The organism is Pseudomonas thermotolerans DSM 14292 (assembly GCF_000364625.1).
GTDB lineage: Bacteria > Pseudomonadota > Gammaproteobacteria > Pseudomonadales > Pseudomonadaceae > Aquipseudomonas > Aquipseudomonas thermotolerans.
The window spans coordinates 56,381-70,582 of the sequence record NZ_KB822606.1; the positions used below are offsets into that span (position 1 = coordinate 56,381).

The 14,202-nt window shown below is 67.7% G+C and carries 12 protein-coding genes and 3 tRNA genes; 12 read left to right on the top strand and 3 right to left on the bottom strand.

The window, feature by feature from the left end:
• Positions 1–35 precede the first annotated feature (35 nt).
• The 8 genes from H165_RS0107905 (at position 36) to H165_RS0107940 (ending at position 5,502) form a co-directional block, all read left to right on the top strand.
• Complete coding sequence (locus H165_RS0107905; RefSeq protein WP_026146455.1) at positions 36–665, top strand: SPOR domain-containing protein; 630 nt, start codon at positions 36–38, stop codon at positions 663–665.
• A gap of 76 nt (positions 666–741) precedes the next feature.
• A complete protein-coding gene (locus H165_RS0107910; protein ID WP_017938386.1) occupies positions 742–1,254 on the top strand; it encodes a CvpA family protein in 513 nt (170 codons plus the stop codon).
• Positions 1,255–1,334: 80 nt separating this feature from the next.
• Positions 1,335–2,843 (top strand): amidophosphoribosyltransferase, encoded by a 1,509-nt coding sequence (gene purF / locus H165_RS0107915; protein WP_026146456.1) that lies wholly within the window; start codon positions 1,335–1,337, stop codon positions 2,841–2,843.
• A gap of 37 nt (positions 2,844–2,880) precedes the next feature.
• Positions 2,881–4,092, top strand: a complete 1,212-nt coding sequence (locus tag H165_RS0107920) for an O-succinylhomoserine sulfhydrylase (protein WP_017938389.1) — start codon at positions 2,881–2,883, stop codon at positions 4,090–4,092.
• On the top strand, positions 4,092–4,880 hold the full coding sequence (locus H165_RS0107925) for an SDR family oxidoreductase (protein ID WP_017938390.1): 789 nt from the start codon (positions 4,092–4,094) through the stop codon (positions 4,878–4,880). Before H165_RS0107920 ends, H165_RS0107925 begins: the two co-directional genes overlap by 1 nt.
• Positions 4,881–5,147: 267 nt before the next feature.
• Positions 5,148–5,223 (top strand) — tRNA-Val (locus H165_RS0107930).
• A 34-nt stretch (positions 5,224–5,257) separates the two neighbouring features.
• Positions 5,258–5,334: transfer RNA gene (locus H165_RS0107935), tRNA-Asp, on the top strand.
• 91 nt (positions 5,335–5,425) lie between these two features.
• Positions 5,426–5,502, top strand: a tRNA-Asp gene (locus H165_RS0107940).
• A 72-nt stretch (positions 5,503–5,574) separates the two neighbouring features.
• Here the strand turns inward: H165_RS0107940 and H165_RS0107945 are convergent.
• Together H165_RS0107945 and H165_RS0107950 are read right to left on the bottom strand one after the other, a co-directional pair.
• Positions 5,575–6,612, bottom strand: a complete 1,038-nt coding sequence (locus H165_RS0107945) for an AraC family transcriptional regulator (protein ID WP_017938391.1) — start codon at positions 6,610–6,612, stop codon at positions 5,575–5,577.
• Positions 6,612–7,661 carry a nitrilase-related carbon-nitrogen hydrolase gene (locus H165_RS0107950; RefSeq protein WP_026146458.1) on the bottom strand — a complete coding sequence of 350 codons (1,050 nt, stop codon included), beginning with the start codon at positions 7,659–7,661 and terminating at the stop codon, positions 6,612–6,614. Before H165_RS0107950 ends, H165_RS0107945 begins: the two co-directional genes overlap by 1 nt.
• 244 nt (positions 7,662–7,905) lie before the next feature.
• On the opposite strand from H165_RS0107950, the gene H165_RS0107955 reads away from it, so the two are divergent.
• The 4 genes from H165_RS0107955 (at position 7,906) to H165_RS0107970 (ending at position 12,976) form a co-directional block, all read left to right on the top strand.
• Positions 7,906–9,939, top strand: coding sequence for an NADPH-dependent 2,4-dienoyl-CoA reductase (locus tag H165_RS0107955; protein WP_017938393.1), 2,034 nt, complete (start codon positions 7,906–7,908; stop codon positions 9,937–9,939).
• A 69-nt stretch (positions 9,940–10,008) separates the two neighbouring features.
• Positions 10,009–10,437, top strand: a complete 429-nt coding sequence (locus tag H165_RS0107960; RefSeq protein WP_017938394.1) for a nuclear transport factor 2 family protein — start codon at positions 10,009–10,011, stop codon at positions 10,435–10,437.
• Between the two features lie 202 nt (positions 10,438–10,639).
• Positions 10,640–11,998 carry a hypothetical protein gene (locus H165_RS0107965; RefSeq protein ID WP_017938395.1) on the top strand — a complete coding sequence of 453 codons (1,359 nt, stop codon included), beginning with the start codon at positions 10,640–10,642 and terminating at the stop codon, positions 11,996–11,998.
• A gap of 39 nt (positions 11,999–12,037) precedes the next feature.
• On the top strand, positions 12,038–12,976 hold the full coding sequence (locus H165_RS0107970; protein ID WP_017938396.1) for a 1-aminocyclopropane-1-carboxylate deaminase/D-cysteine desulfhydrase: 939 nt from the start codon (positions 12,038–12,040) through the stop codon (positions 12,974–12,976).
• Positions 12,977–13,178: 202 nt separating this feature from the next.
• On the opposite strand, the gene H165_RS0107975 is transcribed toward H165_RS0107970, so the two are convergent.
• Complete coding sequence (locus H165_RS0107975) at positions 13,179–14,117, bottom strand: DUF1853 family protein (RefSeq protein WP_017938397.1); 939 nt, start codon at positions 14,115–14,117, stop codon at positions 13,179–13,181.
• Positions 14,118–14,202 lie beyond the last annotated feature (85 nt).

Below are 14,202 nucleotides of genomic sequence, written 5' to 3' on the forward strand. Positions count from 1 at the left end.
TACTGAGCGCGGGCAGGTTCGAAGTGGGGGACGGGATGGCTTTGCTAGATAGAGGACTCAAGCAGCGTATCGTGGGTGCCTTGGTCCTGGTGGCACTGGCGGTGATTTTCCTGCCGATGCTGCTGAGTCGCCAGGACGAGGTGCGCCACGTGGTGGTCGATGCTCCGCCCATGCCGCAGACGCCTGTCGTTCCCGAAATTCAGATGGATCCGGTGGCGGTGCCCGAGCCGCAGCAGCTGCCGGACGAGCCGGTGCCCGCCGACCCGGTCGAGGAGCCGATGGTCGAGCAGCCGGTTGCCGAGGCGCCGGCCCCGGCTGCTCAGCCTGCGCCCCAGCAGCCCGTCACTCCGCCGCCGGCCCGGGTGAGCGTGGCCAAGCCCGCCGCACCGGTAACCCCGCCGGTCCAGCGCCTGGATGCCAACAACCTGCCGGTCAGTTGGTCGGTGCAGTTGGCCAGTCTGTCCAATCGCGCCCGCGCCGAGGAGCTGCAGCGTTCCCTGCGCAGCCAGGGCTACAACGCCTACATCCGCACCGTGGACGGCATGAATCGGGTGTTCGTCGGTCCCGTGGTGGAGCGGGCCGAGGCCGATCGACTGCGCGACCAGCTCAATCGCCAGCAGAAGCTCAACGGCTTCGTGGTGCGCTTCCAGCCGGAGCGTGGATGAGCACGCCCACGGGCGGCTTACCGCGGGACCAGGCGTCTGCTAAAATATCGCGCCTTTCCCGTTCGTAGGCTGCACCGTGGTACTGACCTGGTTCGATTGGGCGATCATCGCCGTCATCGTGATTTCCAGTCTGATCAGCTTGAAGCGGGGCTTCGTCAAGGAAGCCCTGTCGCTGGTCACCTGGATCGTCGCCGGGGTGGTGGCCTGGATGTTCGGCGGTGCGCTGGCCGAACATCTCTCCGAATTCATCGCCACGCCGTCCGTGCGGGTGATCGCCGCCTGCGCGCTGCTGTTCATAGTCACCCTGCTGGTCGGGGGGCTGGTCAACTTCCTCATCGGCGAGCTGATTCGCGTCACCGGTCTGGACGGCACCGACCGGGTGCTCGGCATGGTTTTCGGCGCGGCGCGCGGCGCCCTGCTGGTGGTAGTGGCGGTCGGGCTGCTCAGCCTGGCGCCGGTGCAACAGGATTCCTGGTGGCAGCAGTCGGTGCTGCTGCCGCACTTCTTGATGGTTGCCGACTGGTCGAAATCCCTCATCCTGGGCTTCGCCAACCGGTGGTTTTCCAGTGGCCTGGCCACGCCTGGCTGAGCCGTCCTTGGTCAAGGAGCCGGCGCCGCGCGGCGGCCGGCTCGTCATTTAGCCTGAACTACTAGCAGGGGTTGCGTCACATGTGTGGCATCGTCGGTATCGTCGGTAAGTCGAACGTCAATCAGGCGCTGTATGACGCGCTAACCGTCCTTCAGCATCGCGGCCAGGACGCTGCCGGCATCGTCACCTGCCATGAGGGACGGCTCTATTTGCGTAAGGACAACGGTCTGGTTCGCGACGTCTTCCAGCAGCGCCACATGCAGCGCCTCATCGGGCATATGGGCATCGGTCACGTGCGCTATCCCACCGCCGGCTCCTCCAGCTCCGCCGAGGCGCAGCCGTTCTACGTCAACTCGCCCTACGGGATCACCCTGGCGCACAACGGCAACCTGACCAACGTGGAGCAGCTGGCCAAGGAGATCTACGAGTCCGATCTGCGCCACATCAACACCTCGTCCGACTCCGAGGTGCTGCTCAACGTGTTCGCCCACGAGCTGGCCCAGCGCGGCAAGCTGCAGCCCACCGAGGAGGACGTGTTCGCCGCGGTGAGCCACGTGCACCAGCGCTGCGTCGGCGGCTACGCGGTGGTGGCGATGATCACCGGCTATGGCATCGTCGGCTTCCGAGACCCCAACGGCATCCGCCCGATAGTCTTCGGCCAGCGACACACCGACGAGGGCGGCGTGGAGTACATGATCGCCTCGGAAAGCGTGGCCCTCGACGTGCTTGGCTTCACCCTGATCCGCGACCTGGCGCCGGGTGAGGCGGTGTACATCACCGACGACGGCAAACTGTATACCCGCCAGTGCGCCACCAACCCGAAATACTCGCCGTGCATCTTCGAGCACGTCTACCTGGCCCGCCCGGATTCCATCATGGATGGCGTGTCGGTCTACAAGGCGCGTCTGCGCATGGGCGAAAAGCTCGCCGAGAAGATCCTCCGCGAGCGCCCTGACCACGACATCGACGTTGTCATCCCGATCCCCGACACCAGCCGTACCGCCGCTCTGGAGCTGGCCAACCGCCTGGGTGTGAAGTTCCGTGAGGGCTTCGTGAAGAACCGCTACATCGGTCGCACCTTCATCATGCCCGGCCAGGCTGCCCGCAAGAAATCGGTGCGCCAGAAGCTCAATGCCATCGAGCTGGAGTTCCGTGGCAAGAACGTGATGCTGGTGGACGACTCCATCGTCCGCGGCACCACCTGCCGTCAGATCATCCAGATGGCCCGCGAGGCCGGCGCCAAGAAGGTCTACCTGAGCTCGGCGGCCCCGGCGGTGCGCTACCCGAACGTCTACGGCATCGACATGCCGAGTGCCCGCGAACTGATCGCCCACGGCCGCACCACCGAAGAGGTATGCGAGCTGATCGGCGCCGACTGGCTGGTCTACCAGGATCTGCCGGACCTGATCGAGGCGGTCGGCGGCGGCAAGGTGAAGATCGAGAACTTCGACTGTGCGGTCTTCGACGGCAACTATGTGACCGGCGACGTCAACGAGGCCTATCTGAACAAGATCGAACAGGCCCGCAACGACGCCAGCAAGGCCAAGGCTCAGGCGGTGAACGAGATCATCGACCTGTACAATAACTGAGCCCTGGCCAACCCGTAAGGCGATAGAGGATTGCACCATGACGATCGAATGGGATGCCGGCAGGCTGGACAGTGACCTCGAGGGTGCCTCCTTCGATACCCTGGCGGTACGTGCCGGCCAGCAGCGTACCCCGGAAGGCGAACACGGCGAGCCGCTGTTCTTCACCTCCAGCTATGTGTTCCGCACCGCTGCCGATGCCGCCGCGCGCTTCGCCGGCCAGGTGCCGGGCAACGTCTACTCCCGCTACACCAACCCCACGGTGCGCATGTTCGAAGAGCGCATCGCCGCCCTTGAGGGCGCCGAGCAGGCGGTGGCCACCGCCTCCGGCATGTCGGCGGTGCTCGCCACCGTGATGTCGCTGTGCAGCGCCGGCGACCACGTGCTGGTGTCGCGCAGCGTGTTCGGCTCGACCATCAGCCTGTTCGAGAAGTACTTCAAGCGCTTCGGCGTGCAGGTGGACTACCCGGCGCTGTCCGACGTCGACGGCTGGCGCGCGGCCTGCAAGCCCAACACCAAGTTGTTCTTCGTCGAGTCGCCGTCTAACCCGCTGGCCGAGCTGGTGGACATCGCCGCGCTGGCCGAGGTGGCCCACGCCAACGGTGCTCTGCTGGTGGTGGACAACTGCTTCTGCACCCCGGCGCTGCAGCAGCCGCTGAAGCTGGGCGCGGACATCGTAGTGCACTCGGCGACCAAGTACATCGACGGCCAGGGCCGCTGCCTGGGCGGTGTGGTGGCCGGGCGCAGCAAGGAGATGCAGGAGGTGGTCGGTTTCCTGCGCACCGCTGGGCCGACCCTCAGTCCCTTCAACGCCTGGGTGTTCCTCAAGGGCCTGGAGACCCTGCGCATCCGCATGCAGGCCCACAGTGCCAACGCCCTGGCCCTCGCCGAGTGGCTGGAGCAGCAGCCGGGCATCGAGCGCGTGCACTACGCCGGTCTGCCCAGCCATCCGCAGCACGAGCTGGCCAAGCGTCAGCAGTCGGCCTTCGGTGCGGTGGTCAGCTTCGAGGTCTCCGGTGGCAAGGAGGCGGCCTGGCGCTTTATCGACGCCACCCGGATGATTTCCATCACCACCAACCTGGGGGACACCAAGACCACCATCGCCCATCCGGCGACCACCTCCCACGGTCGCCTGTCTCCCGAGGAGCGCGCCAACGCCGGGATCGGCGACAACCTGATCCGCGTGGCGGTCGGCCTTGAGGACCTCGAGGACCTCAAGGCCGACCTGGCGCGCGGTCTGGCGGCGCTCTGATGACCGAGCCGACCCTCGACTGGCAGGCCGGGGACATCCTGGCCAGCAACGGCAAGGTGGCGTTGGTCACTGGCGCTGCCCGCGGCATCGGCCTGGGCATCGCTGCTTGGCTGATCGCCGAGGGCTGGCGGGTGGTACTCGCCGACGTGGACCGCGAGCGGGGGTCCCGGGTGGCCAAGGCGCTGGGCGGCAACGCCTGGTTCGTGGCCATGGACGTGGCCCAGGAAAGCCAGGTGATGGTCGGGGTGGCCGAAGTGCTCGGCCAGTTCGGTCGGCTGGATGCGCTGATCAACAATGCCGCCATTGCGGAGCCCCATGGCACGCCGCTGGAAAGCCTGGATCTGGCTCGCTGGCAGCGTACCCTTGCGGTCAACCTGACCGGGCCCATGCTGTTGGCCAAATACTGCGCGCCCTATCTGCGCGCCCACTGCGGCTCGATCGTCAACATCTGCTCGACTCGTGCCCACCAGTCCGAGCCGCACAGCGAGGCCTACGCGGCCAGCAAGGGTGGCCTGCTGGCGCTGACCCACGCCCTGGCCCTGAGCCTGGGACCGGACATCCGCGTCAACGCGGTGAGCCCCGGCTGGATCGATTCCCGCGATCCTCGCGAGCGCCGGGCCGAGCCGTTGAGCGAGGCGGATCACGTCCAGCACCCGGCCGGACGGGTCGGCACTGTGGAGGACGTGGCGGCGCTGGTCGGCTGGCTGCTGTCCGGCTGTGCCGGCTTCGTCACCGGCCAGGAGTTCGTGGTCGATGGCGGCATGACCCGCAAGATGATCTACGTCTAGTTTGCAGACCTTTTCCCCTATGCGGAGCCGGGGAGCATCCCGGTTCCGCGACGGCTGTTGTCTTGGTTCCCGAGCGTTTCGGCCGTTTCCGGGGGAGGCGGTTGCGTTCGCGACTTCCCGTCGCTTGTCGTCGGCACCCAGTAGCGGGCAGGCCCTCGCAGGTCTAGACGGCGCTGGCCGGAAACCTGATTTCAAGAAAATTTCCAGGCAGGGTATTGACTTAGCTTCAGGCTCTGCGTAAATTGCGCGCCTCGCAAGGCAAGCAATGGCTGATTAGCTCAGCTGGGAGAGCACCTGCATCACACGCAGGGGGTCGGCGGTTCGATCCCGTCATCAGCCACCAAACCTTGCCCTTTGGACATCAGTCCAGCCGACACGCAGCGGTAGTTCAGTCGGTTAGAATACCGGCCTGTCACGCCGGGGGTCGCGGGTTCGAGTCCCGTCCGCTGCGCCATCTTCCCATGCCCCACCTTTGGCATGAGGAGGCTTGGAAACGAGCCTCCAGACGTTGTGAATGCTTCACCGGACGCCAGTCCAGCCGACATGCAGCGGTAGTTCAGTCGGTTAGAATACCGGCCTGTCACGCCGGGGGTCGCGGGTTCGAGTCCCGTCCGCTGCGCCATACACCGAAAGCCCCGAGTCTCACGACTCGGGGCTTTTCGTTTAGGCTCCGCAGAGCCTGGCGTCGCCGCGCTCAGGTACCTTGCCGCTGGGTGCGGCGGTAGTCGCCCGGGGTCTGCTCGCTCCAGCGCTTGAAGGCACGCTGGAAGGCCTCGGCGGAGGCGAAGCCGAGCAGGTAGGCGATCTCCCCGAAGGTCAGGTCGGTGTCGCGGATGTAGGTCATCGCCAGGTCGCGGCGGGTATCGTTGAGGATGCTGCGAAAGCCCGTGCCTTCCTCGGCCAGCTTGCGGCGCAGGGTCCAGCTGGGCATCTGCAGGCGCGTGGCGACTTCCTCTAGGTCGGGCTCGCGGCCGTGCAACAGTGGGCCGAGCAGATGCACCACTCGCTCGCGCAGGCTGCGGGTGCGGGTCAGCCGCTCCAGCTCACGTTCGCAGATCTCCAGCAACTGCCGCCAGGTGCCCGGGCTGTGCTCGGGGTTGCGCAGGGCCAGGTTGGCCTGGTCGAGGCGCAACTGGTTGGTGGTGGCAGCGAATTCCACCGGGCAGCCGAAGACTTCCTGATAGCGCTCGCCGTAGCCGGGATCGGGGAACTCGATCTGGACCCGCTCCAAGCGCAGTTGGCCACCGCACAGGCGGTTAAGCTGGCAGAACCAGCCGGTCAGGACAGCATCCACCACGAAGCGGTTGTAGGCGTTGTAGGGACTGATCGAGTAAAAGCGCAGCCAGGCGCCGCGGCTGTCCTCCAGCAGGCTCGACTGGCCCCGGTAGTTCTGTGCGTAGAGCGGCTCGAAGCGGGTCAGCAGGCGTGCCGCCTCGCGTACCGTGGGCGCCTGCTGCGCGGTTACGCCAGCCAGTCCCAGGCGGTTGAGCAGGCCGAGCTGGCCCATGCGCAAGCCCAGGGCGGGGTCGCCAGTGAACTGGATGGCGGCGTGGCCGAGCCGCATGTAGCGGGGGATCGACAGGCGCGCGCGCGGTTCGGCACGGCGCGCGGCGTCCAGACCGTACTCTTCGAGCAGAGGGCAGGGGTCGAGGCCGTGGCTGCGCACGGCATCGGCCAGGTTGTCGACGAAGGCGACGCTGAGGTCGCCGAGACGCACGCGCTGGGAGTTCATCACAGCCACAGGTTGATCAGGCGGGCTCCGGAGCCGACCTCGGCGTGCTGTGCCTCCAGCGGAGTGACGACCAGGCTGCGTCCCCCGCAGCCCAGTTCCCAGAGCCGGCAGCCCATGAACACGGCGATCGCCGGCGCCGGGGCGTTTTCCGCCAGCCTCTCCAGCGTGCTGTCGTCCTGTGGAGGATGATGCGGATTGGCGGCCAGGAAGGCGGGCACCGCAAGCAGCTGCACGCCTTGCCGGCGGAGCAGGGCGTGCAGCTGCGGCTGATCGGCATCGGCACCGATCAGCACGCCCAGACGGCCGGCGGGGGTCTCCAGGGGCTGCAGCTCGTCATCCGCCGCGGCGGCGAGGAAGGGCCGTTCGGCATTCGTCGGGCGGTGTTTGCGCTGCGGCTGGCCGAGCGGTTCGCCGTCACTGCCGAACACCAGGCTGACGTTGTATAGCGGTCCCTGGCCGACCCGCAGCTGACCAGCCTCCAGGCGCGGCTCGGGAAGGATGATGGAGCCGGCCACCAAGGTCACTCCGAAGCGCCGGGCCAGGCCGCCGAACAGCGTCTGGTAGTCGTTGGCCATGCGCCTGGCCTTCATGCGCAGCAGGGCGTCGGTCAGGCGGTCGTCGCCTCGTGCGGCGAGCCAGGCGAGGCCGAGGCGCAGAGGGTTGCTGGCGGCCATCCAGGTCATCGCCTCGCGCAGACTGCTCGCCTGGTAGACCTCCGGCTTCTCGCCGCTGAGCAGCAGCCAGGTGCCGACGTGCTCGGGCAGCACCACCACCGTCCGGGCATTGAGCAGACCGGCAGCGCGGGCCTTCTCCAGGTAGGCGGCGAACTTCAGCTCCAGGCGGTCGCGGCTCTGGTAGTCGCCGGCGAACAGCTCCGGCTGGATACCCAGCAGGTTGCCCCTGGCGCCGGGCTCGCCACGGTCTAGGGCGAGCTCGCTGCGCAGGTCGGACAGGTAGTGGCCGCTCGGGCGCAACTGGGTCCACAGCAGATAGCTGCCGAGCAGGGCGAGGAACAGGACGAAGGTGAGTAGGCGAAGGAGTCTGCGCATCGGACGGGCCATGGCAAAAGAGGTATGCCGCGCCCGGCGAATCTGCAAGGTCGTGCGGCAGCTTGCGGGCACCCTAGCGTCGATCGGGCGTCTTGCCAAGCCGTGCTGTGCATTTCGATCAGTAACTAGTCATTTTCGATCATTGAGTGCCGAGCCTCGGCTCCTTATCGTCGGCGCCACAACCGACCGTGGCCCGAGGTGAGGCTGCGGCATTTCCGTGAATCAGCCTGCATGGAGTCATCCCATGAGCGCTCTTTACCCACACCTGCTGGCCCCTCTCGATTTGGGCTTCACCACGCTCAAGAACCGTACCCTGATGGGCTCGATGCACACCGGCCTGGAAGAGCGGCCGGGCGGCTTCGAGCGCATGGCGGCCTATTTCGCCGAGCGCGCCCGCGGTGGCGTCGGCCTGATGGTCACCGGCGGCATCGGTCCGAACGAGGAAGGCAGTGTCTACGCCGGGGCGGCCAAGCTGACCACCGAGGAAGAGGCCGAGAAGCACAGGATCGTCACCCGCGCGGTACACGAGGCGGATGGCAAGATCTGCATGCAGATCCTCCACGCCGGCCGCTACGCCTACAGCCCGAAGTCGGTGGCGCCGAGCGCTATCCAGGCGCCGATCAACCCCTTCAAACCGCGCGAGCTGGACGAGGAGGGCATCCAGAAGCAGATCGACGACTTCGTGAACTGCGCCCGTCTGGCCCAGCAGGCCGAGTACGACGGGGTGGAGATCATGGGGTCCGAGGGCTACTTCATCAACCAGTTCCTGGTCGCCCACACCAACCACCGCACCGACCGCTGGGGCGGCAGCTACGAGAACCGCATGCGCTTGCCGGTGGAGATCGTCCGCCGGGTGCGCGAGGCGGTGGGGCCGAACTTCATCATCATCTACCGCCTGTCGATGCTCGACCTGGTCGAGGGCGGCAGCACTTGGGACGAGATCGTCATGCTCGCCAAGGCCATCGAGCAGGCCGGCGCCACCATCATCAACACCGGTATTGGCTGGCACGAGGCACGCATCCCGACCATCGCCACCAAGGTGCCGCGCGCGGCCTTCACCAAGGTCACCGCCAAACTGCGCGGAGAGGTGGGCATCCCGCTGTGCACCACCAACCGCATCAACACTCCGGAAGTCGCCGAGCAGGTGCTGGCCGAGGGCGATGCCGACATGGTGTCCATGGCGCGTCCCTTCCTGGCCGACCCGGAGTTCGTCATCAAGGCCGCCGAGGGTCGCGCCGACGAGATCAACACCTGCATCGGCTGCAACCAGGCCTGCCTGGACCACACCTTCAGCGGCAAGCTGACCAGTTGCCTGGTCAACCCGCGCGCTTGCCACGAGACCGAGCTGAACTACATCCCGGTCCACCAGGCGAAGAGGATCGCCGTGGTCGGTGCCGGACCTGCCGGTCTGGCCGCCGCCACCGTGGCGGCCGAGCGCGGTCACCGGGTGACCCTGTTCGAGGCCGGCGGCGAGATCGGCGGCCAGTTCAACGTCGCCAAGCGGGTGCCGGGCAAGGAGGAGTTCCACGAAACCCTGCGCTATTTCCGCAAGAAGCTGGAGCGCAGCGGGGTGGAGCTGCGCTTGAACACCAGGGTCGGCGTCGACGAGCTGGTCTCGGGCGGTTTCGACGAAATCGTCCTGGCCACCGGCATCGTGCCGCGCACCCCGGACATCCCCGGTATCGATCATCCCAAGGTGATCGGCTACCTGGACGCCATCCTCGAGCGCAAGCCGGTGGGGCGGAAGGTGGCGGTAATCGGCGCGGGCGGCATTGGTTTCGACGTCTCCGAGTACATCACCCATGCCGGCCCCGCCACCAGCCTGGATCGCGAGGCGTTCTGGAAGGAGTGGGGCATCGACCCGAACCTCGAGGCCCGCGGCGGCATCGCCGGGATCCGGCCCGAGGTGCACCCGGCGGCCCGTGAGGTGTACCTGCTGCAGCGCAAGAAGACCAAGGTGGGCGACGGCCTCGGCAAGACCACCGGCTGGATCCATCGCACCAGCCTGAAGAACAAACAGGTGCAGATGCTCAACGCGGTGGAGTACCTGAAGATCGACGACGACGGCCTGCACATCCGCGTGGCCGACGGCGAGCCGCAGGTGCTGCCGGTGGACACGGTGATCATCTGCGCCGGTCAGGAGCCGCTGCGCGACCTCTACGACGGCCTGCTCGCCGCCGGCCAGAAGGTCCACCTGATCGGTGGCGCCGACGTGGCCGCCGAGCTGGATGCCAAGCGCGCCATTAACCAGGGTTCGCGGCTGGCCGCAGAGCTCTGAGGGACCGGTCTCCCTGCCGTGGCGGGGAGGCCGCTGCCCGGTTCGTGGACCTTCGAGGAGGAGCTTCCCATGTCCGCACTGCAACTGCACGCCAATGCCGCCGCTACCCTGGAACGCTGGCACCAACTGGTGGCCGCTCGCGATTTCGGCCCGCTGCCCGAGCTGCTGCACCCGGCGGCGGTGTTCCGCTCGCCAATGGCCTTCAGACCCTACGAGGGCGCGCCCATGGTCGCGCTGATCCTCAATACGGTGATCAAGGTCTTCGAGGACTTCGCCTACCACCGTCAGCTGGTTGCGGCCGACGGTCTCAACGTGGTGCTGGAGTTCAGCGCGCGGGTCGGTGACCGCCAGCTCAAGGGTATCGACATGATCCGCTTCGACGAAGCCGGCAGGATCATCGACTTCGAGGTGATGATCCGCCCGCTGAGCGGCCTGCAGGCCCTGGGCGAGGAAATGGGCCGGCGCCTGGCGCCATTCCTGACCGCCAAGTCACGCTGATTCCTTCGAGTCCGTCACAGTTCCCCGCCGTGGCCCGCCCAGCGGTTGGCCGCGGCCGGGTGACTGCCAACCCAGTCACATTGCCCGGCTTCCCTTTTCTCCTAGACTTAGCCGCACTACGGCGCGGCCCTCGTCCGCCAGGGCCGCGCCGCTGACAGCCTTGCACGCCTCGGTTCCAGAGGCGGCCTGAGAGGGGAAGCCGATGAGCCTGCACAACAAGCCGCAGATGGTGGAAGCCGTGATGTTCTACAACGAACGCGGCATCTGCAAGGAAATGCTCTTCCCCGAGTTCGAGGCCCTGCTCGACGGCGTGGTCAACATGCCCGAGTTCGCCGACCAACAGGTCCGCGCGGTCTATGCGCTGATCAATCCACGCCTGTTGGTGCGCGCGGCGGTGTTCTTCTACCTGGACTTCGACGAGAACGGCCGGCCCGACAGCGGCTGGAACATTCCCCTGCGCCATCTGGCCGAGCGCTCCGGGCGCGGCCCGGACCTGGGCGCTGGGCCGATCCGCCTGGCCTGCCGCAGCCAGTGTCCGGTGTCCTGGCACCAGATGCACCTCTGGGATCCCGGCCTGGCGCCGGGCAAGAACGACCTGGTGCTGCTGCGCGATGCGGTCAAGCGCAACCAGCTCGGCCTGCTGATCGAGGAGGAGGTCGCCCCGCTGGTCTCCCCGGAACGCCTGCAGGTGGTGCCTGAGGACAAGTGGTACGCCCCCGAGCCGGCCAAGGCACCGGAGAGGCCCTCGCGGATGGACCAGGAGGAACGCCTCAAGGCCGCCCAGCTGATCAAGCAGCAGCGCCTGCGCATCAGTAGCCTGACTCGCCAGCACGGGGAGGAACTGGCCCGCCTCAGGCTGGCTGCCGAGGAGCAGCAGAAGACCCTGCTGGGCGAAATCGAGCAACTGCGTCAGTCCCTGCGCCAGCAGCAGGAGCTGAACGCCAGCCTCAAGGCCCAACTGAACGAGCAGGTGGAGAACTTCCAGAAGATGCGTGCGGAGCTTGGCGAGCAGTTGCGTGCTCTGGAGCAGCACAGCCAGTCCGAGGCCGACGTGCTGCGCGCGCAGTTCGACAGCGAGCTGCAGGCGCGGGTAACCGCCGCGGTGGCGGAGTTCCGCGAGCAGATCGCTATCCGCGACGTGGAACTGGCCTACCGTAACGAGCTGGACCAGCAGCTGCAGCAGGAGATCCAGCAGCTCAAGCAGGAGCGCGAGACCCTGCTGGCCCAGTCCGGCGACCAGGTGCTGGAGCGCCTGGCGCGGCTCGGCATGGTCTTCGTGGTCTACCATCCGGGCGCCGGCCACCTGACCATTCCCTTGCAGGACATCGCCCGCTACCAGGACAATCCCCAGGCCTACGCGGCGGCCAAGTGCCTGGTTTCGGAAGAGCAGTACCGGCAGTGGCTGGCCCACTACCAGCAGCCGGTCTGCGAGGCCCTGCAGGCCAGCGGCGAGCGCTGCGGCATTCCCATCGACCGGGTGGAGACGCCGAGTCGCTTCGTTCCCGACGAATCCAACTGCTGCGCCCGCCACAAGGCTTCCAGTCGCCTGCGCACTGGCTGATGCCTGTGCGGGGCAGAACATGCTGACATTCCTCGTACCTTGCCACTCGTCATTCCCCATTGGGCGCCCGAGGCGCCCCTGCAAGCGCTACGGCTGGCCTGGCTGGAACGGGCCGGCGTCGAGGTAGCGGTCCTGCGCCTGGACCAGATCGACACGCTGGTCTCCGGCAACAAATGGTTCAAGCTGATCGGTCACCTGCAGGAAGCCGTGGCGCGGGGCGCCGAAGGGCTGATCAGCCTGGGAGGTGCCCATTCCAATCATCTGCACGCCTTGGCCGCGGCGGGACGGCGGTTCGGCTTCCCCACCGTAGGCCTGCTTCGCGGCCATGCCCGGGAGACGCCCACGGTGGTCGAGCTGCGGACCTTCGGCATGCAGCTGCACTGGCTCGGCTATGCCGGCTATCGGGCCCGTCACCAGGTGGACTTCTGGACGCCGTGGCGCGAGCGCTATCCCGCGCTGCACCCGGTGCCCGAGGGCGGCGGCGGTTTGCCCGGCACTCGCGGCTGTGCGGCGTTGGTGGCGATGGTGCGGGCCCAGTTGCCCAGACTGGGCTGGCGTGACTACCACGCCTGGTGGCTGGCCGTCGGCACGGGCACCACCCTGGCCGGACTGGTGCTGGCCGAGGACGCTGACGTTCCCGTGCATGGGGCCCTGGCGGTACCCGCCGACCATGGCGTGGCCGATCAGGTGCGAGCACTCCTCGCGCAAGCCGGGAACCGCGAAGCCGGCTACCGGCTGATCGAAGCCAGCCGGGGCGGTTTCGCCAGGATGGATGCGGAGCTGCTGACCTTCATGCAGGCCTCCGAGGAGGAGAGCGGCGTGCCGCTGGAGCCGCTGTATACCGCCAAGGCGCTGCTGGCTCTGCGCCGGGCTGTGGAGGCCGGCGAATTCGCTGCAGGCAGCCGGCTGATCTTCGTGCATACCGGCGGCTTGCAGGGACGGGCCGCGGCCATGGCGGCCTGCCGGGAGTCGGGATGAAGCGGCCGTTGTCTTTCCGCGCCTGCGCAGCCCAATATCCCTCAACCAGTTGGCCGAGCCTCAGTGGCGGCAGTTGCGCGACCAGCCGGTACCTCAGCCGCTGCTGGCCGGGCAGGTACTGGCGCGGGGCCGAGGATCCGGCGAAGGGGCTGACTACCTGCTGCATTCGGGCGGCCGCGTCTGCCCAGTCGCTGGGCCGTGCTCAGCGGGGCCAGCTGTCGCGTACCAGGAACAGCCGTTCGCGCTCCAGCCAGGCGCCGTCGCCGGCTTCTTCGAGGCGCACCAGCATCTGCGCCGGCGCCTGCTGATCCAGCTGCGTCAGCCAGGCGTCCAAGGCCTCGTCGTCCCACAGCTGCAGGTCGGTCAGACGTGCCGGGGCCAGCCAGGCATGACGGGGCAGGGGCTGCCAGATGCCGGTTCGTTGCTCGCGGTATGCCGGCCAGGCGGAGAGCGGCAGCCAGCGGCCCTGCAGATGCTCGGGGTGGGCACCGCGCGGCGCCTCGCAGGCGCCGGGCCAGGGATAGAACAGGTAGCCGCCCATCCAGAAGGCCGAGTGCACTTCGACTTCCTTCAGGCCCAGCTCCTCCAGGGCCTCACGGGCCTCCGGGCGGGCTGGCAGCGGCAGCTGGTGACCGCTCAGGTGGGCCAGCTTGAGGTCCAGGCGGTCGTGACTGCCGGGGCCCAGCCAGTGGCGCGGGTCGAGGCCGTCGCCGTCGCCTGGGCCCAGGTACAGCTTGATCGCCAGCTCCAGGTGGTGCACGCCCTCGGCATCGCGCAGCAGCAGGTCGAGTTCGCCCAGGGTATGGCCTTCCTGGCGGATCGGCAGGTTGGTGGCGAGCAGTTCGACGCCCGGTGCGGCCCGCAGTGCGAACTGCCAGAGGCGTTCGTAGTAGAGACCGAGGCGGCGTTCCAGGTGGCTGTTCAGCCAGCCCTCCAGCTCGCGGTCGTCGGCGGCCAGGGCGCGCAGCCAGTCGGCCAGGCGTTCCGGCTGGCGGGCCCAGTCGCTGGAGGCCAGGGGATGGCGCTGCGGCCAGGGGGCGTGTTCCAGCAGCGGCGGGGCGGTCAGCACCCAGGCTAGGTCGCGCACTCGCGGCTGGCGCAGTTGGCGGGGCAGGTCGGTTAGCTGGCTGAAGGGTGTCATGTTCCGAGCATAGTCTGCGGAGCCGTAGAGCGGGGTACCGGCCGGCCTCCGGTTTGCCGCTGCCGCCGGCTTTCCCCCATAATTT

What these genes read in the sequence shown, in the direction of transcription:
- H165_RS0107975 (WP_017938397.1), bottom strand. Translation starts at nt 14,117, where the DNA reads ATGACACCCTTCAGCCAGCTAACCGACCTGCCCCGCCAACTGCGCCAG.
- H165_RS0107920 (WP_017938389.1), top strand. Translation starts at nt 2,881, where the DNA reads ATGACGATCGAATGGGATGCCGGCAGGCTGGACAGTGACCTCGAGGGT.
- H165_RS0107905 (WP_026146455.1), top strand. Translation starts at nt 36, where the DNA reads ATGGCTTTGCTAGATAGAGGACTCAAGCAGCGTATCGTGGGTGCCTTG.
- H165_RS0107965 (WP_017938395.1), top strand. Translation starts at nt 10,640, where the DNA reads ATGAGCCTGCACAACAAGCCGCAGATGGTGGAAGCCGTGATGTTCTAC.
- H165_RS0107945 (WP_017938391.1), bottom strand. Translation starts at nt 6,612, where the DNA reads ATGAACTCCCAGCGCGTGCGTCTCGGCGACCTCAGCGTCGCCTTCGTC.
- purF (WP_026146456.1), top strand. Translation starts at nt 1,335, where the DNA reads ATGTGTGGCATCGTCGGTATCGTCGGTAAGTCGAACGTCAATCAGGCG.
- H165_RS0107960 (WP_017938394.1), top strand. Translation starts at nt 10,009, where the DNA reads ATGTCCGCACTGCAACTGCACGCCAATGCCGCCGCTACCCTGGAACGC.
- H165_RS0107950 (WP_026146458.1), bottom strand. Translation starts at nt 7,661, where the DNA reads ATGCGCAGACTCCTTCGCCTACTCACCTTCGTCCTGTTCCTCGCCCTG.
- H165_RS0107925 (WP_017938390.1), top strand. Translation starts at nt 4,092, where the DNA reads ATGACCGAGCCGACCCTCGACTGGCAGGCCGGGGACATCCTGGCCAGC.
- H165_RS0107955 (WP_017938393.1), top strand. Translation starts at nt 7,906, where the DNA reads ATGAGCGCTCTTTACCCACACCTGCTGGCCCCTCTCGATTTGGGCTTC.